Origin of the sequence: Pseudomonas sp. UW4, assembly GCF_000316175.1 — a bacterium.
Classification (GTDB): Bacteria; Pseudomonadota; Gammaproteobacteria; order Pseudomonadales; family Pseudomonadaceae; genus Aquipseudomonas; species Aquipseudomonas laurylsulfatiphila.
Genome location: NC_019670.1, coordinates 2,811,341 through 2,837,238, shown reverse-complemented (window position 1 = coordinate 2,837,238; position 25,898 = coordinate 2,811,341). Strand labels below are relative to the sequence as shown.

Here is a 25,898-nt window from a genome sequence, read left to right as displayed (position 1 = left end):
GGAGCGGGCTTGCTCGCGAAGAGGGCAGCACAGGCAACACAAATCCTTCAGGCCCGCCGCACCTCCAACAAATCCGTCGCACACAAAGCAATGCGCCGGCAGGCATCAGCCAGCTTCATCTGATCCACCACCAGGCCGATGCGGATATGTCCCGCCGCACTCGGCCCGAAAGCCTCACCGGCCAGCACCGACACGCCATAGCCTTCCAGCAGTCGCTCGGCGAAGCGCTGGGCCGACAAGCCGGTCTGGCGCACATCGACCATCACGAACATTCCGCCGTCCGGGCGTATCGGCTTGAGTCCCGGGCATTGCCCCAAGCTTGCACACACCAGGTCGCGGCGCTGGCGATACTCTTCACGCATCGAGGCCACTTCCGGCAGGTCCCGGTCCAGCGCCAACTGCGCAGCGTTCTGCACGAAATCCGGGATACCGAACAACATGCTCAGCGACAAATTGACCAGGTGACCCGCCATGGGCTTGGGCCCGATCACCCAGCCCACCCGCCAACCGCTCATGGCGTGGGACTTGGACAGGCTGTTGATCGTCGCGGTGCGCTCGGCCATGCCCGGCAGGCTCGCCGGGCTGATGTGCTGGCCTTCGTACAGCAAGTCGCTGTAGACCTCGTCACTGATCAGCCACAAATCGTGACGAATGCACAGTACCGCCAGCTCTTGCCAGATGGCCAGTGGCAAACTGGCGCCGGATGGATTGTTCGGACTGTTGAGCAGTATGGCGCGTGTCTTGGGCGTGATCCGCGCCGCGACATCCAGCGGGTCGACGCGAAACCCGTTCTGCGGGCGCACGGGCACCGGGACCACGGTGGCCGCACACGCGCCGATCACGCCTTCATAAGTCACGTACATCGGCTCGGCGACAATCACTTCATCGCCCGGGTCGAGCAGGCACTGCGCCACCGAATACACCGCGCACTGCGCCCCCGGAAAGACGATCACGTGTTCGCCATCCACCACCTGGCCATTGCGTTGCCGATGCCGGCGGGCAATGCTGTCGCGCAGCCCGCGACTGCCGCGCACTTCAGGATAGTGCGTATCACCGGCCAACAAGCTGGCGATGGCGGCCTGGACAATGGGTTGCGGCGTATCGAAGTCGGGGTCGCCAATGGACAACAGCAGGACGTCGACGCCCTGTTCGCGCAAGTGCAGCGCTCGATCGTGAATCTGCCAGGCCGCCGCACCGTCACCGGCGATTCGTTGGGTCAAGGCTGAGTAGCGCATGTTGTTCTCCTGTCGCGCGGGTACTCCAAGCCACAACCCTATCTCAAATCACGAAACGTGCCAGCATGGCGTTCAAATCCACCCTCGAAATTGCCATCGGGGACTTTGTGGCGAGGGGCTTGCCCCCTCGCCACAGAAAAACCCTCAGTCGCAGCGGACGGCCATCCGCCAGACACGCGCGATGTCGGTTGCCCGCTCACGCAGCAAGCGCGGCGCTTCGGCGCAGGCCTGCTCCAGGGTCATCGGCCCGCTTGCCAGGGCAAACGCAGCGTCGATGCCGTGCTCATAAAGCGCCTGATACCCCTCGCCCAGGGTGCCGGCGATGACGATGACCGGCACGGCGTGTTGCCTGGCGACACGCGCCACACCGAATGGCGTCTTGCCGCGCAGGGTTTGCGCATCGAAACGCCCTTCGCCGGTGATCACCAGATCGGCGCCTGCAACCGCCTCGGCCAGGCCCACCAGTTCGCCGACCACCTCGACCCCGGCCTTGAACTGCGCGCCCAGGAACGCCTTGGCGGCAAACCCCAGGCCACCCGCCGCGCCACTCCCCGGTTCGTCGCGAACATCATTGCTCAAAGCGACCGCGCAATGGTCGGCAAAGTGTCCCAGCGCCCGGTCCAGTTGTTCGACTTGCACGGGCGAGGCGCCTTTTTGCGGGCCGAAAATCGCCGAGGCGCCGTGGGGGCCGCACAGGGGGTTATTGACGTCGGCAGCGATGTCGAAGCGCACCTGCGCCAGACGAGGATCGATGTCGCTCAGGTCCACGCGGGCCAATTGCGCAAGGGCGAGTCCGCCCGGTGACAGCGTCTGTCCCTGAGCGTCCAGCAATTTCACGCCCAAGGCCTGCACGGCGCCGGCGCCGCCGTCGTTGGTCGCGCTGCCGCCAATCGCCAGGATCACCCGCTGTGCACCGGCATCCAGTGCGGCACGGATCAATTGCCCTGTGCCGAAGGTGCTGCTGATGCACGCATCCCGCTGCGCCACCGGCACCAACTGCAAACCGCTGGCCTCGGCCATTTCGATGATTGCGGTGTGGCTCTGCGGCAACCAGCCCCAGGCGGCATCCACCATGGCCCCCAGCGGCCCGCGAACCAGGGTGCGGCGCAGTTCGCCTTCGCACGCTGCAAGAATCGACTCGACAGTCCCTTCCCCGCCGTCGGCCATCGGGCATTTGATCAGTTGGGCATCAGGCCAGACCTGCGCCAATCCCAAGGCAATGGCGTCGGCCACGCCTTGAGCGCTGAGGCTGTCCTTGAACGAATCGGGGGCGATCACGATTTTCATGGGAATTCTCCAGTTCCAATGCCCACATGCTGCCAGCCGCCATGAACAATAACGCCGGTCCGCTGCACAAGCGGTGTTGAGGATTATTGTTCATTTCCACAAAACCCGAGGCAGACGTTTCACCTGTAGGAGCGAGCTTGCTCGCGATGGAGGGTAACGATGACGCGGAAAATCAGACTTACCGCGGCGTCCTCTGGTTTTTCGCGAGCAAGCTCGCTCCTACAGGGGGATTTTGTCGCTCACGAAATTGAGTCCGGCTCGGGCAGCAGTTGCACACCCAGATACAACGCGAGCATTCCATCAAGCCGCAGCGGATCGACGCCGCTGAGCTCGGCAATCCGCTCCATGCGATAACGCAGGCTGTTGCGATGAATGCCCAGCGCATCGGCGCAGGCCTGGCTCTGGCCGTCGTGTTCACACCAACTGCGCAGGGTCGCCAGCAACTGACCATTGCTGTCCTTGGCAATGACCTTGCGCAGCGGGTTGAGCAATTCGTCGAGGGCGTCGTCGTTGCGGTGGCGCCAGAGCATCACCGGCAGTCGATAGCGGTTGAGCGTCAACAGCCGGGAGCGCGGCAACACTTCGCGCCCGTAGGCCAGCAAGTCACCGACCCGGCGATAGCAGCGACGCAACCCCGCCAGCCCATCGGCTTGCCCACCGACGGCAATGCGCAGGATGTTCCAGCCGAGGCCGTCAAGCTTGTCCAGCAAGCGCTCGTTCTCGATCGTCTGGCTGGCCGGACGGCACCAGAGCAACGAAGTTTTGGCCGAGCTGACGCACCAACTGTCCGGGTGGCGAGTGGTCAACCAGGCACTCAGTGCCTCGACGGTTTGCCCCGCAGCATGTTCCAGGCCCAGTTCGAACAGGTACGGCACCCGGGTCATTTGTGGCTTGAGACCCAACTGCTGCGCCTCATCGATCAGTCGCGGAGAATCCCCGGCTTCGCTGAGCAGCAGCGCCAGCAGATCATCGCAGCGCTGGCGTCGCCATTGCTGTTCGGACTGTTGGTTGCGCTGGCCCACCAGCATCTCGGCGGTCATGCGCACCAGTTCGGCATAGGTGCGCAGTTGCTCGGGTTCGCCGGTGATACCCAGCACGCCGATCAGGCGCTGATCGAGCAACAGCGGCAGGTTGATGCCCGGCTGCACACCCTTGAGATGAATCGCCGTCTGCGCATCGATCTCCACCACGCGGCCGTTGGCCAGGACCAGTTGCGCGCCTTCATGCCGGGTGTTGACCCGCTCCGGTTCGCCGCTGCCCAGGATCAGGCCCTGGCTGTCCATGACGTTGACGTTGTACGGCAGGATGGCCATCGCCCGGTCGACGATGTCCTGGGCCAGGTCGTGATCGAGTTCGAACATGCAGGTGATCCTTGAAGACGGTGATGGAACGGGTTGTTCACCCGCACAGGCCTTGGTTGCAAACCCTGTGCTCAGGCACAAAGACAGCCACCCTGAGGGTGGTCGAGACTCTCTGGGCGATCAACGTTACCCTTTGCATCGCAAAAAATCATAATAAAGAGAGAGCCGCCATGACACAGAGCGCCGTAGCGTCCGAGGCCATCGCTGACGACAAAAACGCCGTCTACAAACGCATCACCCTGCGTTTGATCCCCTTCATTTTCATCTGCTACCTGTTCAACTACCTCGACCGGGTCAACGTTGGATTTGCCAAGCTGCAGATGCTCGACGCGCTGAAGTTCAGCGAAACCGTGTACGGCCTGGGCGCCGGCATCTTCTTTATCGGATACGTGCTGTGCGGCGTACCCAGTAACCTGGCCTTGACCAGATTCGGCCCGCGGCGCTGGATCGCGCTGATGATGATGGCCTGGGGCACGCTGTCGACCTGCCTGCTGTTCGTCACCACGCCGACCGAGTTCTATACCCTGCGCCTGTTCACCGGCGCCGCCGAAGCCGGGTTCTTCCCTGGCGTGGTGCTGTATCTCTCGCAGTGGTTCCCGACCTTCCGCCGTGGCCGCATCATGGCGCTGTTCATGTCGGCGATCCCGGTCTCCGGCCTGCTCGGCAGCCCCTTCTCCGGCTGGATTCTCAACCACTTCGCCGCGGGCCAGGGCGGTCTCGCCGGTTGGCAGTGGATGTTCCTGCTGCAAGGCATTCCGACGGTGATCCTCGGTGCGCTGGCTTATTTCCTGCTCAGTGACAGTTACGCCAATGCAAAATGGCTGACCCCCTTCGAGCGTTCGGTGCTGGAAGCGGACCACGCTGAAGACCTGGCCAACAAACCGAAAACCACCACTGATTCGCTGCTGGCGGTGTTCAAGAACCCGGCGATCTGGGCCTTCGGCCTGATCTACTTCTGCATCCAGAGCGGCGTGTACGCGATCAACTTCTGGCTGCCATCGATCATCAAGAACCTGGGCTTTGGCGATAACTTGGTGATCGGCTGGCTCAGTGCGATTCCGTACCTGCTGGCGGCGGTGTTTATGCTGATCGTGGGTCGCTCGGCGGACCTGCGCAAAGAACGTCGCTGGCATCTGGTGGTGCCGATGCTGATGGGCGCGCTGGGGCTGCTGATCGCGGTGAACTTCGCCGCCAACCCGGCCATCGCGATTCTCGGCCTGACCATCGCCACCATGGGCGCCCTCACCGGCCTGCCGATGTTCTGGCCGGTGCCGACCGCCCTGCTCAGTGCCGGCGCTGCTGCCGGTGGCCTGGCGCTGATCAACTCGATGGGCCAGATGGCCGGTTTCCTCAGCCCGTACCTGGTGGGTTGGGTCAAGGACAGCACCGGCTCGACCGATGCGGCGCTGTACCTGCTGGCGGGGGTGATTGTCTGCGGCAGTCTGCTGGCGTTGCGCATGACCCGTACGTTGCGCGCCTAAGCACCACCACCCTCGTGGGAGCGAGCCTGCTCGCGAAAGCAGAGTGTCAGCGACATCAATGCTGACTGACACACCGCTTTCGCGAGCAGGCTCGCTCCCACAAGGTTTTTAGCGTTGGCCGGATAATTCGGTTTGCCCCGCATAGCGACTCTGGTATCTGATTGAGCCTTTCCCACCGGTAAAAGGATTTGCTCATGAGCTATCGCACACTGGGTCATTCGGGCCTGCAGGTGTCCACCCTGACCCTGGGCACCATGATGTTCGGCGAACAGACCAGTACCGAAGACTCCCTGCGCATCATCGACAAGGCCTGGGACCAGGGCATCAATTTCATCGACACCGCCGACGTCTATACCAACGGCCGTTCCGAGGAAATCGTCGGCGAGGCCATCGCCAGCCGCCGTCATGAATGGGTGCTGGCCACCAAGGTCGGCTTCGGTCCCGTGGACGGTGTGCCCAACCGCAGCGGTCTGAGCCGCAAGCATCTGTTCAACGGTCTCGACGCCAGCCTGACGCGCCTGGGCACCGACTACCTCGACATCTACTACCTGCACCGTGAAGACCACAACACGCCGCTGGACGTCACGGTATCGGCCATCGGCGACTTGATTCGCCAAGGCAAGATCCGCTATTGGGGCCTGTCCAATTATCGTGGCTGGCGCATCGCTGAAGTGATTCGCGTGGCTGACAAGCTCGGCGTTGACCGGCCGGTGATCAGCCAGCCGCTGTACAACATCGTCAACCGCCAGGCTGAAACCGAGCAGATCACGGCGGCGCAAAACTATGGTCTGGGCGTGGTGCCCTACAGCCCGCTGGCACGCGGGGTGCTCAGCGGTAAATACGCGCCGGATGTGAAACCGGACGCCAACAGCCGTGCCGGTCGCCAGGACAAACGCATCCTGGAAACTGAATGGCGCGTCGAATCCCTGCGCATCGCCCAGCAGATCCAGCAGTACACCCAGGAACGCGGCGTCGGCATCGTCGAGTTCGCGATTGCCTGGGTGCTGAACAACAGCGCCGTGACCTCGGCGATTGTCGGGCCGCGTACCGAAGCGCAATGGGACGCCTACACTAAGGCGCAGGCGGTGAAGATCACGGTCGAGGACGAGGCGTTCATCGATGCGCTGGTGACACCGGGGCATGCGTCGACACCGGGGTTCAATGATGTGAGCCATTTTGTGTCGGGGCGTAAACCGCGTAGCAACTGAGTGAACAGATAACCCATTGTGGGAGCGGGCTTGCTCGCGAAGGCTGCTTAACATTCAACATTGATGTTGGCTGGAAAACCGCTTTCGCGAGCAAGCCCGCTCCCACAGTTGGACCGTGTTGATTGATTGGTCAATATTCGGCTCGAAAACCACGTATCCTCCGCACCCCCCGTTTCACCTTCAACCTCGCGAGGACAGCTTGTCTAAAGGTATCGCTCTATCGGTTTCAGCCTCGGTGCTGTTTGCCGTCATGTATTACTACACATCGCTGCTCACACCCTTGAGCGGCGTGGAAATCTTCGGTTGGCGCATGCTGCTGACCGTGCCGTGCATGACCGTGTTCATGGTGGTGTCCGGCGAGTGGAAGCGCGTGCTGGAGATCGTACGGCGCGCCAAGGCCGATCCGAAGCTGATTGGCGCGCTGATCGCCTCCTCTGCCCTGCTCGGCGTGCAATTGTGGCTGTTCATGTGGGCGCCGCTCAACGGTTACAGCCTGGATGTATCCCTGGGTTACTTCCTGCTGCCGCTGACCATGGTGTTGACCGGGCGGATCGCCTATGGCGAACGCCTGTCGTACCTGCAAAAGGTCGCCGTGGTGTTCGCCTGCCTGGGCGTGGTCAATGAGGTGTATCAGGTCGGTGGTTTTTCCTGGGCGACCTTGCTGGTCTGCATTGGTTATCCGGCCTACTTCGTTCTGCGCAAACGGCTGGCAGCAGACAACCTCGGCGGCTTGTGGCTGGACATGGCGTTGACGCTACCCGTGGCCTTCTGGTTCGTTCAGAGCGGTGCACAAGGTTTTCTCGTGTTTGACCAGCACCCATGGTTGTCGCTGCTGATCCCGCTGCTCGGCGTGATCAGCGCGTCGGCGCTGGTGGTCTACATCATTGCCAGTCGCCTGCTGCCGTTCAGCCTGTTCGGCTTGCTGAGCTACGTCGAACCGGTGCTGCTGCTGGGCGTGGCGCTGCTGTTGGGAGAGAGCATCAAGGCTGGTGAATGGCTGACCTACATCCCGATCTGGATGGCGGTGCTGGTGCTGGTCTTCGAAGGGTTCAAGCATCTGGTGCGGCAGCGCAGGCCTTAATCGCCGACACAAAACAATGTGGGAGCGAGCTTGCTCGCGATAGCGGTTGTACATTCAACGTCAATGTTGACTGACACACCGCCATCGCGAGCAAGCTCGCTCCCACAGGTTTATCGGTGTAATGGTTTAGTCCGTGGACAACACACCACGACGAACCTGGTCACGCTCGATCGATTCGAACAGCGCCTTGAAGTTGCCTTCGCCGAAACCGTCATCGCCCTTGCGCTGGATGAACTCGAAGAACACCGGCCCCATCAGGGTTTCCGAGAAGATCTGCAACAGCAGACGCTTGTCGCCCGACTCGGACGAACCGTCCAGCAAGATGCCACGCGCCTGCAGTTCGCCGACCGGCTCGCCGTGGTTCGGCAAACGGCCTTCGAGCATTTCGTAATAGGTGTCCGGCGGCGCGGTCATGAAACGCATGCCGATGCTTTTCAGGTGGTCCCAGGTCTTGAGCAGGTCATCGGACAGGAAGGCAACGTGCTGGATGCCCTCGCCGTTGAACTGCATCAGGAACTCTTCGATCTGCCCGGCGCCCTTGGACGACTCTTCGTTCAACGGGATGCGGATCATGCCATCGGGTGCGGTCATGGCCTTGGAGGTCAGGCCGGTGTACTCGCCCTTGATGTCGAAGTAGCGGATTTCGCGGAAGTTGAACAGCTTCTCGTAGAAGTTGGCCCAGTAGGCCATGCGACCGCGATACACGTTATGGGTCAGGTGATCGATGATCTTCAGACCGGCACCGACCGGGTGGCGGTCAACGCCTTCGATGAACACGAAGTCGATGTCGTAGATCGAACTGCCTTCACCGAAACGGTCGATCAGGTACAGCGGCGCGCCGCCGATGCCTTTGATCGCCGGCAGGTTCAGCTCCATCGGGCCGGTTTCGATGTGGATCGGCTGGGCGCCGAGTTCCAGGGCACGCTTGTAGGCCTTTTGCGAATCCTTGACGCGGAACGCCATGCCGCACACCGATGGGCCGTGCTCGGCCGCGAAGTACGAGGCGACGCTGTGGGGTTCGTTGTTGAGGATCAGGTTGATCGCGCCCTGACGATACAGGTGCACGTCCTTGGAGCGGTGGGTCGCCACCTTGGTGAAGCCCATGATCTCGAAGATCGGCTCCAGGGTGTTCGGGGTCGGCGATGCGAGCTCGATGAATTCAAAGCCCATCAGGCCCATCGGGTTTTCGTATAAATCTGCCATGGTTGGCGCCTCATCATTTTTTATCAATTAACTAAGGTTAGTTGTAAGCAATGCTGAGACCGCTGGGTGGCGCACAGGAGATGCCCCGCACGCTGCGGGCGAGAAAATCACCGTAGATCAGTTGAAACCCGAATATCTTCATTGTCGACCCAAGGCTCTTGCGGGCGAGGCTTCTGCTGCCAGAAGACGATTATTATTGTATGCGTAACCTGATTCTACACAGCGTAAATAGATTTGTCCGCCTTCTGTATCAAATCCCCTTTTTCCTTACCCGCGCAAGGGGTTTGTTGCAGAGGAAAATCCCCGCCAGTATCAACCCGCCACCCAGGCACATGGCCAGCGTCAGCGGCTCATCGAGCAACAGCGCTGGAAAAGCGACGGATCGACATCGGCTTTGTGGTGTTGCCCAAGGAGCGTTTCAACACGGTCGCGCTGCTGCCCGCTGACCACCCGCTGGCGGTTCACGACAGTCTGAACCTGAAGGACCGGTGCGACTTCCCGTTTGTGCTGACCGAGGCCGGGTCTTCGGAGCTGGTTTCACGCCTGTTCACCGCGGCCCGACTGACGCGCAACATCCGTTATCGCTGCTCGCAGCTGAGGAGCACCCTGGATGTCGTCGCTCGTGGCGACGGGGTGACGGTCGGCGCCGAAGGTTCATTGCCAGCATAACTACCAAGGGCCAACTATCATGGCCATTATCCGAACTCTTTATGGGAGGCGTATTGCCCTGCCAGCTGTTGAGAGCCTTACTTCTTCGTGACGGGATTCGCGAATGCCGCTGAAAGCCAAAACCCGCAGTCGCAGCACAAAAGTTGCTGTCACCCTGATCAGCGGATTGCTCCCGGTGCTGCTGGGGGCCACCATTCTTTACATGCAGGCAGGGCGTGCGCTCAAGCAAGACAGCGAAAAAACCGCCGAGGAAGCAGTTCGTCAGTTCGACTTGATGCTCGACAACGCCTCTCAGGCCGCTCGCGAGCTGCTGCCAATGGCCGGCCAAAGTTGCGGTGAGGTCAAACTGGCGCTGCGCGAGCAGGTCACTCGTCGCCCATTCGTGCGCTCGACCAATCTGGTGTGGGACAACAACCTCTATTGCAGCTCGCTGTTCGGCGACTACCAGGAGACGGTCAGCCCCGGAGACTACACCCAGGGCGCTTTGTGGCTCATGAACGGCAATCCGGTGACGCCCAACACCGCCTTGCTGGTGTACCGCCTGAGCGAAGGAAAAAAAGGTGCGCTGACGACCCTCTATGGTTATCACTTGGGCAACGTTCTGCGCTTGATCGGCCGCCAGACCTTGCTGGTGCTGCAAGTTGGCCCGGACTGGATGTCCGCCGATGGCAAGGTTCACACAGGTGCCGCGCCTGAACTCCCCGTTGCGCAGAGCCGCTTGACCTCCGGGCACTATGCTTTGGCCGTGCAAGCCGGTTTCCCCAAAGGCGAAACCTGGCGATACATGAGCAGCGAGTATCCCCCCCTGTTCAGTCTGCTGATTTTCTTCGGTGTGATTGCCGGGTCAATTGGTCACTTCCTGCAAAAGCGCTCATCGGCCCCCACCCAGGAAATGCAACGGGCACTGGAAGCCGCAGAGTTCATTCCGTATTTCCAGCCCGTGGTGCATGGCGACAGCAAGAGCTGGTCCGGCACTGAAGTGCTGATGCGCTGGAAACATCCGAAGGAAGGCCTGGTGCGTCCGGACCTGTTCATCCCGTTTGCCGAGCACTGCGGACTGATCGTACCGATGACCCGTTCGCTCATGCGACAAACCGCCGCCCTGCTCGCGCCGAAATCCGCCGGATTCAACAAACCCTTTCACATTGGCATCAACATTACCGCCAGCCATTGCCAAGACCTGGATCTGGTCAAGGATTGCCGCGAGTTTCTCGATGCGTTCGAGCCGGGCTCGATCTACCTGGTACTGGAACTGACCGAGCGCGAACTTATCGAGCCAACGGCGATCACCCTGCAACTGTTCGAGCAACTTCGCGAACTGGGCGTGAAGATCGCCATCGACGATTTCGGCACGGGTCATTCAAGCCTTGGCTACCTGCGGCAGTTCAATGTCGACTTCCTGAAAATAGACCAGAGTTTTGTCGCCATGATCGGCATCGACACCCTCTCCAGCCACATCCTCGACAGCATCATCGACCTGGCCGTGAAACTCGACCTTGCCATGGTGGCCGAAGGTGTCGAAACCCGTGAGCAGAGTGATTACCTCAGCGCTCGTCAGGTCAACTTCCTGCAGGGTTATCTGTTCGGCAAACCCATGCCCGGGGCGGAATTCATTAGTGCATTAAGCAACCATTAACTCGAAAATTTAATCGATAAAACAACGACTACAGGCATAAATTTGAATCAAGACACTACCAACGTTACATGAAGAAAAAGACAGGATTTACTCTTGGCCAATTAACTACTACAATTTTTCCTGCCTGCGCTAATTTGGCAGGTGAGCCACTATCACCGAGTCGCTTCAAGGCTCTTGGCTTATAGCTTTGTTTGCGGTTGGTATCAGCCAAACACACTATTGGAGTAAAGATATTGTCCAGACTCGCTGAATTTCGTGCAGCCGAAAAGGCCCTTCAAGAACAGCTCAAGCAGTTGGAATCCCTGAAGAACGATGCCGGGCTCAAGAAAGAAATCGAATTCGAAGAGAAGCTCCAGGGCTTGATGAAAACCTATGGCAAGAGCCTGCGCGACATCATCGCCATTCTCGACCCGAACCCGGCAAAATCCGGCCTGCAAGCAGCAGCACCGAAAACCCGCCGCGCCCGTGTGGTCAAGGTTTATCAGAACCCGCACACCGGCGAGCTGATTGAAACCAAGGGCGGCAATCACCGCGGCCTGAAAGCCTGGAAAGAACAGTACGGTGCAGCCACCGTCGATTCCTGGCTGCGCGGCTAACTCTCGCGGCGACAAAAAAGCCCTGCTTATGCAGGGCTTTTTCATGGGCTATCTAAATGCCCGCGGCGAGCACAGGACAACTACCTGGCCGCCAACTACTTTGTGCTTAATCCATTTGGATATCTAAAATTTTTTTCATGCATCGAAAAAGCACTGTCGCCCACTAAAGTTTCAAGCTGTTACGGGTTGCGTCTATTTCATCCTGGCTCGCCTTATAAGCCTCGGCCTGCCCTGCATAGGAAAAAACATAGGCCTTATCGGCATCCACCGCGGCCACCAATGTTTGCGAAAGCACATGCCTGCCGTTTTGCGTCACGGTGCAGGTTGTTTCCAGCGCGGCCAATCGACTCAAGGTAGTCGAATGAATTCGCGTACAGACACTTTGATACCCACCCTGAAAGAAGTCTTTTTGAACCGACTTGCGCATCTCCAGCAATACGCCTTCGAGGTTTACCTGATGATCGCTTTGCACCGGGCTCATGGTCAGCTCCATCACCAGGAGCGGCGATCCGTCCTGATCATTTTTCACCGCCCGCTGGCGACTCACCCCCGCCGCAGAGTCAGGGACGGCTTCGATCTGCCAGCCTTGCGGCCAGGTCACCACTGGCGCATCGGCATGAGCAGCACCAGCCAGCGAAAACACACTCAGCAGGATAAACAGCAGGTTACGGAATCGAATCATTGCAATCGGCACTCACGGATCAAGCCGTAAAGTCTGGGCCCAGGCCGGCTGTCAGGCAATAGCCGACTGTTTGGGTTTGGTGATGTCCGAACCCTTGCGTATCATTGTCTCCATTCGTTAGCCCACATATTTTCCGGAGGGCCCATGAGCCTGCACGAATTGAACACCTTCCCCGGCGTCACCGCCCAACCGGACACTGCCACGCAGAAATTTGTCTTCAACCACACCATGCTGCGGGTCAAGGACATCACCAGATCCCTGGACTTCTACACACGCATCCTGGGCTTTAGCCTGGTGGAAAAACGCGACTTCCCGGAAGCCGAGTTCAGCCTGTATTTCCTGGCGCTGGTCGACAAAAACCAGATCCCGGCCGATACCGCCGCGCGCACCGAGTGGATGAAATCGATCCCCGGTATTCTCGAACTGACCCACAACCATGGCACAGAGAACGACCCGGACTTCGCCTACCACAATGGCAACACCGACCCCCGCGGTTTTGGCCATATCTGCATCTCGGTGCCGGACATCGTCGCCGCCTGCGAGCGCTTTGAAGCACTGGGCTGCGATTTCCAGAAACGCCTGAGCGATGGCCGCATGAAGAGCCTGGCATTCATCAAGGACCCGGACGCCTACTGGGTCGAGATCATCCAGCCAGCTCCACTGTAGGAGCGAGCTTGCTCGCGATAAACCTGAGTACACCGCGGGGCACCTGCCAACCCGCGTTATCGTTGACGACCATCGCGAGCCAGCTCGCTCCTACATAAGTGATGTGCAAGACACAAAAAACCCCATGATCGCTCATGGGGTTTTGTGTTTTCAGCGCCGGGTTTTATGCCGGGGCGGACGTGCGGATCAGGTGATCGAAGGCGCTTAGCGAAGCCTTGGCGCCCTCGCCCACCGCAATCACGATCTGCTTGTACGGCACAGTGGTCACGTCGCCGGCGGCGAACACACCCGGCACCGACGTTTCACCGCGAGCGTCAACAATGATCTCGCCACGGGGTGACAGCTCAATGGTGCCCTTGAGCCAATCGGTGTTGGGCAGCAAACCGATCTGCACAAAAATTCCTTCCAGTTCCACACTGCGCACTTCGTCGCTCTGGCGATCCTTGTAGCGCAGGCCGTTGACCTTCTGGCCGTCGCCGGTGACTTCGGTGGTTTGCGCACTGGTGATCACGGTGACGTTCGGCAGGCTGTGCAACTTGCGCTGCAACACCGCATCGGCGCGCAACTGAACGTCGAACTCCAGCAGCGTGACGTGGGACACGATACCCGCCAGGTCGATGGCCGCTTCGACGCCGGAGTTACCGCCGCCAATCACTGCCACGCGCTTGCCCTTGAACAGCGGACCGTCGCAGTGCGGGCAGTACGCCACGCCTTTGTTGCGGTATTCCTGCTCGCCCGGGACGTTCATTTCACGCCACCTCGCTCCGGTCGCCAGAATCAAGGTCTTGGCTTTGAGCGATGCGCCGCTGGCGAAGTGAATCTGGTGCAACTCGCCATTTTTGCCGGGCACCAGTTTGTCGGCACGTTGCAGATTCATGATGTCCACGTCGTACTGCTTGACGTGTTCTTCCAGGGCCACGGCCAGTTTCGGCCCTTCGGTTTCCTGCACCGAGATGAAGTTTTCGATGGCCATGGTGTCCAGCACCTGACCACCAAAACGCTCGGCCGCGACGCCGGTGCGAATGCCTTTACGGGCCGCATAGATGGCCGCCGAAGCACCGGCCGGGCCACCGCCGACCACCAGCACATCAAAAGCTTGCTTGGCGCTGATTTTCTCGGCCTGACGCTCAATGCCGCTGGTGTCGATCTTCGCGAGGATTTCTTCCAGGCCCATGCGGCCCTGACCGAAATTCACACCATTGAGGTAGATGCTTGGGACCGCCATGATCTGGCGCTCATCGACTTCAGCCTGGAACAGTGCACCGTCGATGGCGACGTGGCGAATGTTCGGGTTCAGTACCGCCATCAGGTTCAGCGCCTGGACCACGTCCGGGCAGTTCTGGCACGACAGCGAGAAGTAAGTCTCGAAGTTGAACTCACCTTTGAGCGAACGGATCTGTTCAATCACCTCGACACTGGCCTTGGACGGATGACCGCCGACTTGCAACAAGGCCAGCACCAGCGAAGTGAATTCATGGCCCATCGGGATGCCGGCGAAACGCAGGCTGATGTCGGCTCCCGGGCGATTGATCGAGAACGATGGCTTGCGTGCATCATCACCGTTGTCGAGCAAAGTAATCTGGGTGGAAAGACTGGCAACGTCTTTCAACAGTTCGAGCATTTCCTGGGATTTCGCACCGTCGTCGAGGGAAGCAACTATCTCGATCGGCTGGGTGACCCGTTCCAGGTACGATTTCAACTGGGCTTTAAGATTGGTGTCCAACATACGGGCGATTTCCTTTTTGCTTTTGCGAAGACATAAAAAAACGCCCGAGCGAATCTCGCCCGGGCGTTTTTATTGGGCGGTGCAGCTTGCTTAGAAGGTGCGGAAGTCCGCCCTGATGAAGCGCGTCACAGACTTAGATCTTGCCGACCAGGTCCAGGGAAGGCGCCAGAGTGGCCTCGCCTTCTTTCCACTTGGCAGGGCAAACCTGGCCCGGGTGAGCAGCGACGTACTGGGCAGCCTTGATTTTGCGCAGCAGCTCGGAAGCGTCACGACCTACACCGCCGTCGTTCAGTTCAACGATCTTGATCTGGCCTTCCGGGTTGATCACGAAGGTGCCACGGTCAGCCAGGCCTGCTTCTTCGATCAGCACGTCGAAGTTGCGGGAGATGGCGTGGGTCGGGTCGCCGATCATGGTGTACTGGATCTTGCCGATGGCTGGCGAAGTGTTGTGCCAGGCAGCGTGGGCAAAGTGGGTGTCGGTGGAAACGCTGTAGATCTCGACGCCCAGTTTCTGGAAGGCGTCGTAGTTGTCAGCCAGGTCTTCCAGCTCGGTCGGGCAGACGAAGGTGAAGTCGGCCGGGTAGAAGAACACGACAGACCACTTGCCTTTCAGGTCAGCGTCCGAGACTTTTACGAAGTCGCCATTTTTGAATGCGTCAGCTTTGAACGGTTTAACTTGGCTGTTGATGATAGGCATCGTTGACTCTCCGTCAGGGGTTAAGAAGTTGATGGAGAGAACTTTACCCACTCGACGAACGGAAGGCTCATTGGCAAACCTGATGCTGCTGATTGGCTTTCGCTATTAGCCGACTGTATTTATAGAAGAAAACGATCTCTAGGACTCAATCGGCTTTTCCGTGAGGCGCGCCATCCCGAGGAACGGACTGACTTCGATGTAGCGCATGGCCGACTTCATGTCCTTCCAGCCCACATAACTCATCAGCGACTTCAGATCCCAACCACTTTGATGGGCCCAGGTCGCAAAGCCACGGCGCAAGGAATGGCTGGTGTAGAGTTCGCCGGCAATGCCTGCGCGCGCCAACGCCTGGCGCAACAAGGGAATCACGCTGTTGGCGTGCAACCCCTCCTCACCCAGATGCCCCCAGCGATCGATGCCACGAAACACCGGCCCACGCACCAGTGCCGCTTCGGTGATCCATTCGATGTAAGCCTGCACCGGGCACAACCGCTGCAAGGCCGGCGTCTGATAAGTCTTGCCGAGGTTGTCGCGATCACTCTTGCTGCGCGGCAGATAAAGGCTGATGCCGGAACCGGCGCTGGCCTGCACGTGTTCAACCTGAAGCCTGCACAACTCGTCGCTGCGAAAGCCGCGCCAGAAGCCCAGCAGGATCAACGCCATGTCGCGCCTGGCCCGCAGCAATCCCGGTCGGTCGCCTTCGGCCTTTGCGATTTGCACTTCCAGCTCCAGACGACTGACCACCTGCTCCAGGTGTTGAAGCTGCAAGGGTTCGGCCTGTTTTTCCTGGGCCGGATGCAACGCACGGATGCCCTTGAACACCTTGCGCACCACCGGCGCCTTGGTGGGGTCGGCAAAACCCTGGCTGTTGTGCCACTGCGCCAAGGCCGACAAGCGCAGTTTCAGCGTATTGATCGACAACACCCCGGCATGCGCCACCAGGTAGCGCGCCACGCTGTCACCGGTTGCCGGCAGAAAACCGCCCCACGTGACTTCGAAGTGTTCGATGGCCGCCCGATAGCTGCGACGGGTGTTGTCGCGAGTCGCGGCTTGCAGATAGCGATCCAGATCGCTCATAGGACATGAACCTGTTTTGACCGACTTGTAGGAGCGAGCCTGCTCGCGATGATCGTTAACGATGACGCTGGTTGGCAGGTGCCCCGCGGCGGTCTTGGGGTTATCGCGAGCAAGCTCGCTCCTACAAGGGTATGTGTACGGAAATAGCGCGAGGAATACCTCGAAACTGCTATCACACGGGGTAATACCAGTATATCCCGTGTTAATTGCATTCAGTATTTAACTTTATCAATTGAATGGTACAATGTGTATTTACGTGGTACGTACCACATCAACAAAACCCGGGAGATCTCATGGCACGCGGCGGTGTAAATAAAGCGGTGGTGCAAGCCGCTCGGTTGGCGATCCTCGCCCGTGGCGAAAACCCCAGCATCGATGCCGTACGGATCGAAATGGGCAATACCGGCTCGAAAACCACGATTCATCGCTACCTTAAAGAGCTCGATGACAGGAACGAGACGGTTGAAGCGCCAGCGGAACCGATTGACGACGAACTGATGGCGCTGGTGGCGCGGCTCGCACAAAGACTCAAGGAGCAGGCACAGGAACCCATCGACCAGGCGCGCACGCAGTACGAGGAACAACGCAAGGCGCTGGAAAAACAGCTCGACGAAGCGCAAGAGGCCAACAGCGAACTGCACCAGCAATACGAGTTCCAGAGCCTGGCACTGACTCAGGAATCCGAGGCCCTGCAAGAAACCCGCGCCATGCTGCAAACGGAGCAAACCCGTAACGCCGGGATGAACCAGGCGCTGGCCGATTTCGAATTGCGCTTGAAAGACAAGGACGAGCAGATCCGCTCCCTCGAGGAAAAGCACCTGCACACCCGCGACGCACTGGAGCACTACCGCAATGCGGTCAAGGAACAGCGCGAACAGGAAATGAGTCGCCACGAAGGCCAGGTGCAACAGCTACAGATGGAACTGCGCCAGGCACAACAAAGCGCACTGGTACGCCAGGATGAAATCACTCAATTGCACCGTGACAACGAACGCTTGCTGACTGAAAACCGCGGCACACTGCGCGAGCTGAGCCTGCTGCAGGAACAGCTCAAACAAAGCAATACCCGCCAGGATCAGTTGCTGGAACAGGCCACCCGCGTCGACGGCGAACGCACTCTCCTCCAGGAACGCCTGCGCGTCGCCCTGCTGGAAAGTCAGGCACTCAAACAGAACTTCGATGAGCAATCGCAGCTCAACAAGTCACTGGAAATTGAACTGACCAGAACCCGGACGGATCTGGAAGAACACATACGTCTGGCCGCGACCCTTGCGGCAGCGGCAGACGCAGCGAAGGACGATTAACCGGCGACCGGCGTGCGCATGGTGACGAACTCTTCGGCGGCCGTCGGGTGCACGCCGATGGTTTCGTCGAAGTCGCGCTTGGTGGCGCCGGCCTTCAAGGCGATCGCCAGGCCCTGGACGATCTCACCGGCATCCGGACCGACCATGTGGCAACCCAATACCTTGTCAGTCTTGGCATCCACCACCAGCTTCATCAGCGTGCGCTCCTGGCACTCTGTCAGGGTCAGCTTCATTGGCCGGAAGCGGCTTTCGAAGATCTGCACCTCGTGGCCGGCTTCGCGGGCCTCTTCTTCGGTCAAACCGACGGTGCCGATGTTCGGCAGGCTGAATACCGCCGTCGGGATCATCTTGTAATCCACCGCACGATACTGCTCAGGCTTGAACAGGCGTCGCGCAACCGCCATGCCTTCAGCCAGCGCGACCGGCGTCAGCTGAACACGACCGATCACATCGCCCAGCGCCAGGATCGACGGCTCGGCGGTCTGATACAGTTCGTCGACCTCGACAAAACCCTTCTTGTCGAGCTTGACCCCGGTGTTTTCCAGCCCGAGATTGTCCAGCATCGGACGACGCCCGGTGGCGTAGAACACACAATCGGCTTCCAGCTTGCGGCCGTCCTTGAGCGTGACTTTCAAGCTGCCATCGGCCTGCTTGTCGATACGCTCGATGTCCGCGTTGAATTGCAGGTTCATGCCACGCTTGGTCAACTCTTCCTGCAAGTGCTTGCGCACCGAACCGTCAAAGCCGCGCAGGAACAGTTCGCCGCGATACAGCAACGTGGTCTGGGCGCCCAGACCATGGAAGATCCCGGCGAACTCGACGGCAATGTAGCCACCGCCCACCACCAACACCCGCTTGGGCAGCTCTTTGAGGAAGAACGCCTGGTTGGAACTGATGGCATGCTCGTGCCCCGGAATCTCCGGAATCTGTGGCCAGCCACCGGTCGCGATCAGGATGTTCCTGGCGGTAAAGCGCTCGCCATTGATCTCGACCTGATGCGGATCGACGATCTTCGCGTGCCCCTCATGCAAGGTCACGCCGCTGTTGACCAGCAGGTTGCGATAAATGCCATTGAGGCGATTGATCTCATGGTCCTTGTTGGCGATCAGCGTAGCCCAATCGAACTGCGCTTCATCCAGGCTCCAGCCAAAACCGGATGCCTGCTCGAAGTCCTCGGCGAAGTGCGCACCGTAGACCAGCAATTTTTTCGGTACGCAACCGACGTTCACACAGGTGCCGCCCAGGTAGCGACTCTCGGCCACCGCCACTTTCGCGCCAAACCCGGCGGCAAACCGCGCAGCCCGTACACCGCCGGAACCGGCACCAATCACATAAAGGTCAAAATCGTAGGCCATTTTCAATCTCCTCGGCAGGCCAACAGCATACCTGCGGACAGCCGCTGAGCAAGCATTGTGCTGAAATGCTCAGGCTGGGCAATGCGCGACCCAATCTTCGTTTTCGATCAATGCCCCTCTGCGGATTGCGTTTTCGGTGTCCGCAGAGTGCGCCAAGCAATCAAAATCGCCATGAGTGCCAAGCCGAACGTCACCCACGAAACCAAACCGATTCCACCTTCGAATGCCCTTCCCGCCTGCGCCATCAATTCCCTTGCTTGATCACCCGACAAGTCGGCCGCCACATGATAGGCGCCAGACAGCGTCTCACTCGCCAGCATCATCTGCACTTCGCTCAGGAAGCTCGGAAGCTGCAATGCACCGCGATAGTAGGCGGTGACGACACCACCTAGCACTGTCGTCCCCAGAACTACGCCTACTTCATAGGCCGTTTCGCTAATGGCCGACGCGGCGCCTGCCTTTGCCGGCGGTGCGGCAGACAAAATCACATCATTGGACACCGTCGCGATCGCGCCCACGCCAATGTTCAACAAGGCAAAAGCCACCACCAGAACGGTCAGGCTACTGCCCATAGTGGCGACCAGCAAAAACGCCGCTCCAGCAAAAGCCATCAGAATCGGTATCAGCACATGCACCTGTAATCGCCGTGCAATTGGTACGACCGCCATTCCCACTATGATCGCCATAACCTGACCAGGAACCAACGCGAGGCTAGCACTCAAGGGCGACATCTGAAGAACGATCTGCAGGAACTGAGTGGTAAAGAATACGAAGCCGACGAGAAACGCGAGACTCATCAAATTGATCGCGACAGAGCCGCTAAAGGCGCCACTACGAAACAGACTCAGATCCATCAGCGGCACTGACAAACGTAACTGTCGAAACACAAACATCCATCCCGCAACTGCGCCTACTGCAAATGCTGTCAGCGCCATCCAGTCGATACCATTACTGGCGCTGTGCTTAATGCCATAAACAATGGCACCAAGGGCTACCATCGATTGCAGGATGCTTATCGGATCCAACGGTCCTGAAGCATCGCGCTCGGATTCGGGCAACAACAGTGGCCCCAGCACCAGCAGTGGCACCAACACGGGCACCGCCAACAGGAAAATCGCCCCCCAACTGAAGAATTCCAGCAACACCCCGCCCACCAAAGGACCGAGTGCCGAACCTACCGTCAACGTCGTCGCCCAGATCGCGACTGCGAGCCTGCGTTCTTCTCGGTCCTCGAACACCGAACGTATCAACGCCAGCGTTGAGGGCATCAGCATTGCGCCGAAAACGCCCATACAAGCTCGCCCGGCAATCAGTTGCGCGGCGGTATCGGAATACGCGGTTAATACCGACACAATCGCAAAACCCAAGGACCCGATCAACAACAACTTACGATGACCGACCCGATCTCCCACACTCCCCATCGATACCAGCAATCCCGCCAATACCAAGGAATAAGCATCGATCATCCACAACTGCTGGCTAGCACTTGGACTCAGGGCCTCGGCAATCTTTGGCAACGCGAATCCAAGTACCGTATTGTCAATTGTTACCAGCAATACCGGTAGCATCAGTACGCTTAGAGCCAACCACCGTTTTAGGGTCACGCCTCCTGTGAACGCCATTCACGAAACTCCATTTCCTCATAAACCCCAGCGACTTTAAGCGTGCCCTTGACCTGACATTAGTCACACCGAGCAAGCCGGCTCTGGTACATCCCATTTAATACAGAGGTTTTTAGTCGCAACAATCATCGTTTGCCCCTGCAATTAATAAATCAGGATTTTCTTTCGCAACGCCTACCGATGGATGTCAGGCGATGCCTACCTTCCCGATCCCTGCATACTTGAGCCAGCACAAAAGCAAACGCCCCGAACAAGTCGGGGCGTTTGCCTGGACCTTCATCTGTTTGTTGTTACACAAACTGAGAAGGTGAATTCAATACAAGCAGCTCAAGCGCTATCAATAAGCCTTGCCCGTCTTGTAGAAGTTCTCGAAGCAGAAGTTGGTCGCGTCGATGTAGCCTTCAGCGCCACCGCAGTCGAAACGCTTGCCTTTGAACTTGTAGGCAATCACGCATCCATCCTGCGCCTGTTTCATCAGGGCGTCAGTGATCTGGATTTCGCCGCCTTTGCCTGGCTCGGTTTGTTCGATCAGGCTGAAGATGTCCGGCGTCATGATGTAACGACCGATGATCGCCAGGTTCGACGGGGCATCTTCCGGCTTTGGTTTCTCGACCATGTTGCGCACGCGGTACAGGTCGTCACCAATCAGGTCGCCTGCAATCACGCCGTACTTGCTGGTTTCCTGCGGGTCCACTTCCATGATCGCGACGATGGTGCAGCGATACTGCTTGTACAGCTTGACCATCTGCTTGAGTACGCCGTCACCTTCCAGGTTGACGCACAGGTCATCCGCCAACACCACGGCGAACGGCTCGTCGCCGATCAGCGGGCGACCGGTCAGGATCGCATGACCCAGGCCTTTCATTTCTGTCTGGCGAGTGTAGGAGAACGAGCACTCATCCAGCAGGCGACGGATGCCGACCAGGTATTTCTCCTTGTCGGTGCCCTTGATCTGGTTTTCCAGCTCGTAGCTGATGTCGAAGTGGTCTTCCAGGGCGCGCTTGCCGCGACCTGTAACGATGGAGATTTCGTTCAAGCCGGCATCCAGTGCTTCTTCGACGCCGTACTGGATCAGTGGCTTGTTCACCACCGGCAGCATTTCTTTGGGCATGGCTTTAGTCGCTGGCAGGAAGCGAGTACCGTAACCGGCTGCTGGGAACAAGCATTTCTTGATCATAAAAGTCCTTGAAAGGGCTGTGTGTACGAGTTTCGGCGCAGTCTAATCAGGCGGCGCGCACCTTACAATGCCCCCGCGCTGGCTAACTGATGCCAACATAGAGAATTATTCTGGCGGATAGTTCCCTGCGAGGTTGCACAGGCGATTGCACAGCCTCTTATACATAGCAGAGACTGGCGCAAATGCACGGCTTTCTAGCGCCCGGAACCCATCACCATACGCCCATCGGCCCCGTTGCGTGCGTTTGCCGGTATCATGGCGCGATTGAACCAGACAACGAGGCAAATAGATGTCGGAAGTAAAAAGCGTCAACGGATTCCTGATCAACAAGGTGAAAGACGGCCAATGGTGGGTGGCCAGTGTCGCCGGTGAAAATATCGCCGGGCCTTTCCTTTCCGAAACCTTGGCAATCGAAGTGGCCTCGGTGCTGGAGCTTGAGCATCCGGAACCCAAGCGACGTGGCAAGGACAAGAGCTGATCGACGTACGATGCGAAAAGCCCTGCCGTGGCGCAGGGCTTTTTTATGAACACCGAAAAAGAAGTGGCCTTTGGCTATAACCTTTTGAGTCCGACGCTGTCTCAGCCTTAGCCCACCCCCCTGACGATGATCAAACCATGAATAAAATTTTGCCTTTGCTAGCGGTATTGGCCCTGAGCGGCTGCGCAACGTCGGAAGAAACCTACCTGGGCAACGGAGAGCAGGGTCTGACGATCGATTGCTCGGGAGAGGCGAATTCCTGGGCCGCCTGCTACGAAAAGGCCGATGCCTCCTGTGCAGGTACCGGCTACCGGATTGTCGGCACCGACGGCACGCCAGCGCTCAAGGTCAGTGAAAAAACCCTCGGCGCCGATATCGGCAATTACAAGAACCGTAGCGTCGTGGTGGTCTGCAAATAGGGCGCTCTGCCCTACAGATGAATTTCGGCGAACCTGATCCCGAGTCCGCGCACCGTTTCAATCAGATCGTCGAGTTTGCCAAAGGACTCGACTTCATCATTGTCATCCACCAGGAAATAGCTGCGCCCGGCGCTTTTCTTGAAAAACACGATCCATTCCCCCAGCTCCGCCGGATTCTGTATCACATGGGTGGCAGAGATAAGTCCCTCTGCATGACGCTCCCGGACCTGCTCTCGTTTCATAGTCGACTCCAGAAATGACGATGCCGCCAAAAACAGGCTTTGGCGGCATCGGTGCTGTTGGTCGATAGTTTATCAGCCGGAAATGCACTCGGTGGCAGCCTTCTGTACATCCTTTGGACGCACCGGGACGTTGGACATGCTTTCGTGCAGCTTGATGCTGCTGCCACCGGAGCGCTCTTCAATGTCGAATACGGCTGACGGCCCCGTGGAAAACTTGAGCGGCACGATCACACGCAGGCCATCCTTGTGCGGTTCGATTTGCAAGGCGCCACGACTGTCGGTCAGTTTTTCGCTGAGGCATTGCGCATATTCATGGGGTTTCTTGCCAGAAATCACGCTCATGGTCGGCAGTGACTCGTTGATGTCAGAGACGTTCGCACAACCACTCACCAATGCCGCCAGCGAAACAACCCACAAACCCCACTTCATACAAAACCTCCGATAAAGAGGCTCGGACAACGCAGATGCGTTTTTTCTCCGAGGCAAACTGCTTTATCGCTCATCAAAGGTGAAATTAGCGTTTTTTATTGTCAAGGCGGCCGGATAATAAGGCCTTCAGGCTGATAAACTGCGCCCATCGCCCATGCTATCGTTTTGATTTTGTAGAAAAAGCCCTTCTGGAGGCGCCCCATGAAATTTATCCATCAGCGCGAGCACCTCAATGAAGACGACATCGTCGTCATTCAATGCTCCCAAATGTGCAACATCCGTTTGATGAACGACGCCAACTTCCGCAGCTTCAAGAATGGCGGCCGTCACACCTATCACGGCGGAGCGTTCGACACGTTTCCGGCACGCATCACCGCCCCCAGCACCGGTTTCTGGAACATCACGATCGACACCGTCAACCGCCGCGCTATCAGCGTGACGCGCAAGCCCACCCTGACGCATTCGATCAAAATCATTCGCCGTTCCAGCACGAAACTGAGCTGATCAGCACACCCGAAACACAAGACAGGCAGATACGACCGTGGCCCAAACGACCAAGTACGTCATCAAATACAAACTCAACGGTGAGCGCCGCTTCGAGTTTGCCCAGCTTGAAAACGGCACCGCAGAAGAAGCCAAAGCGGCGCTGGATGCCATTCATGGACCGGACGACGTCATCAGCGAAATCAGCGTCAGCAAAGCGCTGTAACGCAATCCGGAGCGACAATGGACGTCGGCTCCCGTTCGCAGTTCGACCGCAAGCGCCGGAGTGCCTGCTTCATTCATGTCTTGCAGACTGGCCACCTCAACCACAAGAGGCCCGGCAATGAGCGAGCAATATCTGGAGCGGCTGGACTGGCCCCGGCTGGAACAGCAACTTGACCTGGACGGTTACGCCGTCATCCCTTCACTGCTGAGCCACAAGGCTTGTGATCAGGTCAGCGCCCTGTACCCCCGGACCGAGCCCTTTCGCTCGCACGTGGTGATGGCTCGTCACGGCTTCGGCCGCGGCGAGTACAAATATTTCAGCTACCCGTTGCCGGACCTTGTGACTCGCTTGCGCAGCGCGCTCTACCCGCGCCTGGTGCCCATCGCCAATCGCTGGCATGAACAAATGGGCTTGCCGCAGCGTTTTCCTGGCACTCATCCGGCCTTCCTCGAGCGCTGTCATGCAGCTGGTCAGAACCGTCCGACACCCTTGTTGCTGCAATATGGTCCGCAGGACTACAACTGCCTGCATCAGGATCTGTACGGTGAGCACGTTTTCCCATTGCAAGTGGCGATTCTGCTGTCAGACCCCGATCAAGACTTCACCGGCGGCGAATTTGTCATGACCGAACAACGCCCGCGGATGCAGTCACGGCCGATGGTCATCGACCTGAAGAAAGGTGACGGGCTGATCTTTGCCGTCAACCAGCGGCCGGTCAAAGGCACTCGCGGTTACTACCGCGTGACCCTGCGCCACGGCGTGAGTCGCCTGCACAGCGGCAAACGGCATACCCTTGGAATCATCTTTCACGATGCGACATGAGTCCATGTACCCGCTGACTTTCGATCTGTTTGCCGATGCAGAGCCCGAGCAAGAGCCCCGACGCGAGCAGATCGGCGAACAATCCTGGGTGCTCAGAGGTTTTGCCCTGCCCTGGTTCGAGCGTTTGCTGCCCGCGCTGGAGGCGGTGCTGCTGGCCGCGCCGTTTCGGCAGATGGTCACGCCCGGCGGCTTTACCATGTCGGTCGCCCTGAGCAGTTGTGGCACATTCGGCTGGACCACGGACCGCACCGGATACCGCTACACCCGTCACGATCCTCAGACCGGTCAGCCCTGGCCATTGATGCCCGAGGTGTTTCTCCAATTGGCACAAGCGGCGGCGCAGGCTGCGGACTTCAGCGACTTTGTGCCCGATTCCTGCCTGATCAACCGCTACATCCCCGGGGCAAAAATGTCATTGCATCAAGACAAGGACGAACATTCCTACGCAGCCCCCATCGTTTCGGTATCGCTGGGCTTGCCGGCGATCTTCCTGTTCGGCGGTTTTGCACGCAGTGACAAAAGCCAGCGCATCCCCCTGCTGCATGGTGACATCGTGGTCTGGGGTGGCATGGATCGCCTGCGTTATCACGGCGTATTGCCGATCAAGGACGGCTGCCACCCGAGGCTGGGCGAGCAACGCATCAACTTCACCTTCCGCACCGCCGGATGAAGACTTCGAATTTGACCGCAAGCGCCGGAGTGTGTGGGAATTGCCCCATGGTTAATGTGCAGGCAA

26 protein-coding genes and 2 pseudogenes are annotated in these 25,898 nt (G+C 58.8%); 14 read left to right on the top strand and 14 right to left on the bottom strand.

Annotated features, from left to right (window positions below; genetic code table 11):
• Nucleotides 1-47 precede the first annotated feature (47 nt).
• The 3 genes from PPUTUW4_RS12365 to PPUTUW4_RS12355 form a co-directional block, all read right to left on the bottom strand.
• Complete coding sequence (locus PPUTUW4_RS12365; RefSeq protein ID WP_015094945.1) at nucleotides 48-1,235, bottom strand: aminotransferase class I/II-fold pyridoxal phosphate-dependent enzyme; 1,188 nt, start codon at nucleotides 1,233-1,235, stop codon at nucleotides 48-50.
• 144 nt (nucleotides 1,236-1,379) lie between these two features.
• Nucleotides 1,380-2,522 carry a glycerate kinase gene (locus PPUTUW4_RS12360; protein WP_015094944.1) on the bottom strand — a complete coding sequence of 381 codons (1,143 nt, stop codon included), beginning with the start codon at nucleotides 2,520-2,522 and terminating at the stop codon, nucleotides 1,380-1,382.
• A 239-nt stretch (nucleotides 2,523-2,761) separates the two neighbouring features.
• Complete coding sequence (locus PPUTUW4_RS12355) at nucleotides 2,762-3,883, bottom strand: sugar diacid recognition domain-containing protein (protein ID WP_015094943.1); 1,122 nt, start codon at nucleotides 3,881-3,883, stop codon at nucleotides 2,762-2,764.
• Between the two features lie 170 nt (nucleotides 3,884-4,053).
• On the opposite strand from PPUTUW4_RS12355, the gene PPUTUW4_RS12350 reads away from it, so the two are divergent.
• The 3 genes from PPUTUW4_RS12350 (at nucleotide 4,054) to rarD (ending at nucleotide 7,653) form a co-directional block, all read left to right on the top strand.
• Nucleotides 4,054-5,364 (top strand): MFS transporter, encoded by a 1,311-nt coding sequence (locus tag PPUTUW4_RS12350; RefSeq protein ID WP_015094942.1) that lies wholly within the window; start codon nucleotides 4,054-4,056, stop codon nucleotides 5,362-5,364.
• A gap of 194 nt (nucleotides 5,365-5,558) precedes the next feature.
• Nucleotides 5,559-6,572: an aldo/keto reductase gene (locus tag PPUTUW4_RS12345; protein ID WP_015094941.1), complete on the top strand. Its 1,014-nt coding sequence runs from the start codon at nucleotides 5,559-5,561 to the stop codon at nucleotides 6,570-6,572.
• A gap of 199 nt (nucleotides 6,573-6,771) precedes the next feature.
• Nucleotides 6,772-7,653, top strand: a complete 882-nt coding sequence (rarD, locus tag PPUTUW4_RS12340) for an EamA family transporter RarD (protein WP_015094940.1) — start codon at nucleotides 6,772-6,774, stop codon at nucleotides 7,651-7,653.
• A 126-nt stretch (nucleotides 7,654-7,779) separates the two neighbouring features.
• Here the strand turns inward: rarD and hppD are convergent, their stop codons facing one another.
• Both hppD and PPUTUW4_RS30225 read right to left on the bottom strand, forming a co-directional pair.
• Entirely contained in the window at nucleotides 7,780-8,856 is a 1,077-nt protein-coding gene (gene hppD, locus PPUTUW4_RS12335) for a 4-hydroxyphenylpyruvate dioxygenase (protein ID WP_007979060.1), read from the bottom strand.
• Between the two features lie 250 nt (nucleotides 8,857-9,106).
• A pseudogene (locus PPUTUW4_RS30225) lies at nucleotides 9,107-9,223 on the bottom strand (EamA/RhaT family transporter); the annotation flags it as partial.
• On the opposite strand from PPUTUW4_RS30225, the pseudogene PPUTUW4_RS12330 reads away from it, so the two are divergent.
• The 3 genes and pseudogenes from PPUTUW4_RS12330 to PPUTUW4_RS12320 all read left to right on the top strand — a co-directional run.
• A pseudogene (locus PPUTUW4_RS12330) lies at nucleotides 9,223-9,519 on the top strand (LysR family transcriptional regulator substrate-binding protein); the annotation flags it as partial. The pseudogenes PPUTUW4_RS30225 and PPUTUW4_RS12330 sit on opposite strands and share 1 nt — an antisense overlap.
• Before the next feature lie 109 nt (nucleotides 9,520-9,628).
• Nucleotides 9,629-11,161, top strand: coding sequence for an EAL domain-containing protein (locus PPUTUW4_RS12325; protein WP_015094939.1), 1,533 nt, complete (start codon nucleotides 9,629-9,631; stop codon nucleotides 11,159-11,161).
• 233 nt (nucleotides 11,162-11,394) lie between these two features.
• Nucleotides 11,395-11,757 carry a histone-like nucleoid-structuring protein, MvaT/MvaU family gene (locus tag PPUTUW4_RS12320; protein WP_007975932.1) on the top strand — a complete coding sequence of 121 codons (363 nt, stop codon included), beginning with the start codon at nucleotides 11,395-11,397 and terminating at the stop codon, nucleotides 11,755-11,757.
• A 163-nt stretch (nucleotides 11,758-11,920) separates the two neighbouring features.
• Here PPUTUW4_RS12320 and PPUTUW4_RS12315 read toward each other — a convergent pair whose 3' ends face one another.
• A complete protein-coding gene (locus PPUTUW4_RS12315) occupies nucleotides 11,921-12,439 on the bottom strand; it encodes a DUF4946 domain-containing protein (RefSeq protein WP_015094938.1) in 519 nt (172 codons plus the stop codon).
• 144 nt (nucleotides 12,440-12,583) lie between these two features.
• Here PPUTUW4_RS12315 and gloA point away from each other — a divergent pair, with 144 nt between their 5' ends.
• Nucleotides 12,584-13,105: a lactoylglutathione lyase gene (gene gloA / locus PPUTUW4_RS12310; RefSeq protein ID WP_015094937.1), complete on the top strand. Its 522-nt coding sequence runs from the start codon at nucleotides 12,584-12,586 to the stop codon at nucleotides 13,103-13,105.
• Between the two features lie 163 nt (nucleotides 13,106-13,268).
• Here the strand turns inward: gloA and ahpF are convergent, their stop codons facing one another.
• The 3 genes from ahpF to PPUTUW4_RS12295 form a co-directional block, all read right to left on the bottom strand.
• Nucleotides 13,269-14,831 carry an alkyl hydroperoxide reductase subunit F gene (gene ahpF, locus PPUTUW4_RS12305; RefSeq protein WP_015094936.1) on the bottom strand — a complete coding sequence of 521 codons (1,563 nt, stop codon included), beginning with the start codon at nucleotides 14,829-14,831 and terminating at the stop codon, nucleotides 13,269-13,271.
• Nucleotides 14,832-14,964: 133 nt separating this feature from the next.
• Nucleotides 14,965-15,528 carry an alkyl hydroperoxide reductase subunit C gene (gene ahpC / locus PPUTUW4_RS12300; protein WP_007975937.1) on the bottom strand — a complete coding sequence of 188 codons (564 nt, stop codon included), beginning with the start codon at nucleotides 15,526-15,528 and terminating at the stop codon, nucleotides 14,965-14,967.
• A gap of 138 nt (nucleotides 15,529-15,666) precedes the next feature.
• Nucleotides 15,667-16,605, bottom strand: a complete 939-nt coding sequence (locus PPUTUW4_RS12295) for a site-specific integrase (RefSeq protein ID WP_015094935.1) — start codon at nucleotides 16,603-16,605, stop codon at nucleotides 15,667-15,669.
• A 293-nt stretch (nucleotides 16,606-16,898) separates the two neighbouring features.
• On the opposite strand from PPUTUW4_RS12295, the gene PPUTUW4_RS12290 reads away from it, so the two are divergent.
• Entirely contained in the window at nucleotides 16,899-17,909 is a 1,011-nt protein-coding gene (locus PPUTUW4_RS12290; RefSeq protein ID WP_015094934.1) for a DNA-binding protein, read from the top strand.
• Here PPUTUW4_RS12290 and gorA read toward each other — a convergent pair.
• The 3 genes from gorA to galU all read right to left on the bottom strand — a co-directional run bounded on the left by gorA (nucleotide 17,906) and on the right by galU (nucleotide 22,063).
• Nucleotides 17,906-19,264 carry a glutathione-disulfide reductase gene (gene gorA / locus PPUTUW4_RS12285; RefSeq protein WP_015094933.1) on the bottom strand — a complete coding sequence of 453 codons (1,359 nt, stop codon included), beginning with the start codon at nucleotides 19,262-19,264 and terminating at the stop codon, nucleotides 17,906-17,908. The genes PPUTUW4_RS12290 and gorA overlap by 4 nt on opposite strands.
• A 107-nt stretch (nucleotides 19,265-19,371) precedes the next feature.
• Complete coding sequence (locus PPUTUW4_RS12280; protein WP_015094932.1) at nucleotides 19,372-20,886, bottom strand: MFS transporter; 1,515 nt, start codon at nucleotides 20,884-20,886, stop codon at nucleotides 19,372-19,374.
• A 337-nt stretch (nucleotides 20,887-21,223) separates the two neighbouring features.
• The gene (gene galU, locus PPUTUW4_RS12275) at nucleotides 21,224-22,063 is read right to left on the bottom strand and encodes a UTP--glucose-1-phosphate uridylyltransferase GalU (RefSeq protein WP_007975949.1); all 840 of its coding nucleotides are present in this window, start codon (nucleotides 22,061-22,063) and stop codon (nucleotides 21,224-21,226) included.
• Between the two features lie 289 nt (nucleotides 22,064-22,352).
• On the opposite strand from galU, the gene PPUTUW4_RS12270 reads away from it, so the two are divergent.
• Both PPUTUW4_RS12270 and PPUTUW4_RS12265 read left to right on the top strand, forming a co-directional pair.
• Entirely contained in the window at nucleotides 22,353-22,541 is a 189-nt protein-coding gene (locus tag PPUTUW4_RS12270; protein ID WP_015094931.1) for a hypothetical protein, read from the top strand.
• A 137-nt stretch (nucleotides 22,542-22,678) separates the two neighbouring features.
• On the top strand, nucleotides 22,679-22,960 hold the full coding sequence (locus tag PPUTUW4_RS12265) for a hypothetical protein (protein ID WP_015094930.1): 282 nt from the start codon (nucleotides 22,679-22,681) through the stop codon (nucleotides 22,958-22,960).
• 11 nt (nucleotides 22,961-22,971) lie between these two features.
• On the opposite strand, the gene PPUTUW4_RS12260 is transcribed toward PPUTUW4_RS12265, so the two are convergent.
• Both PPUTUW4_RS12260 and PPUTUW4_RS12255 read right to left on the bottom strand, forming a co-directional pair.
• The gene (locus PPUTUW4_RS12260; RefSeq protein ID WP_007975952.1) at nucleotides 22,972-23,202 is read right to left on the bottom strand and encodes a hypothetical protein; all 231 of its coding nucleotides are present in this window, start codon (nucleotides 23,200-23,202) and stop codon (nucleotides 22,972-22,974) included.
• Nucleotides 23,203-23,274: 72 nt separating this feature from the next.
• Nucleotides 23,275-23,631 carry a hypothetical protein gene (locus PPUTUW4_RS12255; protein ID WP_015094929.1) on the bottom strand — a complete coding sequence of 119 codons (357 nt, stop codon included), beginning with the start codon at nucleotides 23,629-23,631 and terminating at the stop codon, nucleotides 23,275-23,277.
• Nucleotides 23,632-23,832: 201 nt separating this feature from the next.
• On the opposite strand from PPUTUW4_RS12255, the gene PPUTUW4_RS12250 reads away from it, so the two are divergent.
• The 4 genes from PPUTUW4_RS12250 to alkB all read left to right on the top strand — a co-directional run bounded on the left by PPUTUW4_RS12250 (nucleotide 23,833) and on the right by alkB (nucleotide 25,832).
• Nucleotides 23,833-24,135: a DUF1883 domain-containing protein gene (locus tag PPUTUW4_RS12250; RefSeq protein ID WP_007912251.1), complete on the top strand. Its 303-nt coding sequence runs from the start codon at nucleotides 23,833-23,835 to the stop codon at nucleotides 24,133-24,135.
• A gap of 37 nt (nucleotides 24,136-24,172) precedes the next feature.
• On the top strand, nucleotides 24,173-24,340 hold the full coding sequence (locus PPUTUW4_RS30030) for a hypothetical protein (protein ID WP_008020806.1): 168 nt from the start codon (nucleotides 24,173-24,175) through the stop codon (nucleotides 24,338-24,340).
• Between the two features lie 117 nt (nucleotides 24,341-24,457).
• Nucleotides 24,458-25,162 carry a 2OG-Fe(II) oxygenase gene (locus PPUTUW4_RS12245; RefSeq protein ID WP_015094928.1) on the top strand — a complete coding sequence of 235 codons (705 nt, stop codon included), beginning with the start codon at nucleotides 24,458-24,460 and terminating at the stop codon, nucleotides 25,160-25,162.
• Nucleotides 25,152-25,832, top strand: a complete 681-nt coding sequence (gene alkB / locus PPUTUW4_RS12240; RefSeq protein WP_015094927.1) for a DNA oxidative demethylase AlkB — start codon at nucleotides 25,152-25,154, stop codon at nucleotides 25,830-25,832. Before PPUTUW4_RS12245 ends, alkB begins: the two co-directional genes overlap by 11 nt.
• The last annotated feature ends 66 nt before the right edge of the window (nucleotides 25,833-25,898 follow it).

Excerpts from the sequence above, each read along its gene's own strand:
- PPUTUW4_RS12365 (WP_015094945.1), bottom strand. The coding sequence starts at position 1,235 with ATGCGCTACTCAGCCTTGACCCAACGAATCGCCGGTGACGGTGCGGCG.
- PPUTUW4_RS12360 (WP_015094944.1), bottom strand. The coding sequence starts at position 2,522 with ATGAAAATCGTGATCGCCCCCGATTCGTTCAAGGACAGCCTCAGCGCT.
- PPUTUW4_RS12355 (WP_015094943.1), bottom strand. The coding sequence starts at position 3,883 with ATGTTCGAACTCGATCACGACCTGGCCCAGGACATCGTCGACCGGGCG.
- PPUTUW4_RS12350 (WP_015094942.1), top strand. The coding sequence starts at position 4,054 with ATGACACAGAGCGCCGTAGCGTCCGAGGCCATCGCTGACGACAAAAAC.
- PPUTUW4_RS12345 (WP_015094941.1), top strand. The coding sequence starts at position 5,559 with ATGAGCTATCGCACACTGGGTCATTCGGGCCTGCAGGTGTCCACCCTG.
- hppD (WP_007979060.1), bottom strand. The coding sequence starts at position 8,856 with ATGGCAGATTTATACGAAAACCCGATGGGCCTGATGGGCTTTGAATTC.
- PPUTUW4_RS12325 (WP_015094939.1), top strand. The coding sequence starts at position 9,629 with ATGCCGCTGAAAGCCAAAACCCGCAGTCGCAGCACAAAAGTTGCTGTC.
- PPUTUW4_RS12315 (WP_015094938.1), bottom strand. The coding sequence starts at position 12,439 with ATGATTCGATTCCGTAACCTGCTGTTTATCCTGCTGAGTGTGTTTTCG.
- gloA (WP_015094937.1), top strand. The coding sequence starts at position 12,584 with ATGAGCCTGCACGAATTGAACACCTTCCCCGGCGTCACCGCCCAACCG.
- ahpF (WP_015094936.1), bottom strand. The coding sequence starts at position 14,831 with ATGTTGGACACCAATCTTAAAGCCCAGTTGAAATCGTACCTGGAACGG.
- ahpC (WP_007975937.1), bottom strand. The coding sequence starts at position 15,528 with ATGCCTATCATCAACAGCCAAGTTAAACCGTTCAAAGCTGACGCATTC.
- PPUTUW4_RS12295 (WP_015094935.1), bottom strand. The coding sequence starts at position 16,605 with ATGAGCGATCTGGATCGCTATCTGCAAGCCGCGACTCGCGACAACACC.
- PPUTUW4_RS12290 (WP_015094934.1), top strand. The coding sequence starts at position 16,899 with ATGGCACGCGGCGGTGTAAATAAAGCGGTGGTGCAAGCCGCTCGGTTG.
- gorA (WP_015094933.1), bottom strand. The coding sequence starts at position 19,264 with ATGGCCTACGATTTTGACCTTTATGTGATTGGTGCCGGTTCCGGCGGT.
- PPUTUW4_RS12280 (WP_015094932.1), bottom strand. The coding sequence starts at position 20,886 with ATGGCGTTCACAGGAGGCGTGACCCTAAAACGGTGGTTGGCTCTAAGC.
- galU (WP_007975949.1), bottom strand. The coding sequence starts at position 22,063 with ATGATCAAGAAATGCTTGTTCCCAGCAGCCGGTTACGGTACTCGCTTC.
- PPUTUW4_RS12270 (WP_015094931.1), top strand. The coding sequence starts at position 22,353 with ATGTCGGAAGTAAAAAGCGTCAACGGATTCCTGATCAACAAGGTGAAA.
- PPUTUW4_RS12265 (WP_015094930.1), top strand. The coding sequence starts at position 22,679 with ATGAATAAAATTTTGCCTTTGCTAGCGGTATTGGCCCTGAGCGGCTGC.
- PPUTUW4_RS12260 (WP_007975952.1), bottom strand. The coding sequence starts at position 23,202 with ATGAAACGAGAGCAGGTCCGGGAGCGTCATGCAGAGGGACTTATCTCT.
- PPUTUW4_RS12255 (WP_015094929.1), bottom strand. The coding sequence starts at position 23,631 with ATGAAGTGGGGTTTGTGGGTTGTTTCGCTGGCGGCATTGGTGAGTGGT.
- PPUTUW4_RS12250 (WP_007912251.1), top strand. The coding sequence starts at position 23,833 with ATGAAATTTATCCATCAGCGCGAGCACCTCAATGAAGACGACATCGTC.
- PPUTUW4_RS12245 (WP_015094928.1), top strand. The coding sequence starts at position 24,458 with ATGAGCGAGCAATATCTGGAGCGGCTGGACTGGCCCCGGCTGGAACAG.
- alkB (WP_015094927.1), top strand. The coding sequence starts at position 25,152 with ATGCGACATGAGTCCATGTACCCGCTGACTTTCGATCTGTTTGCCGAT.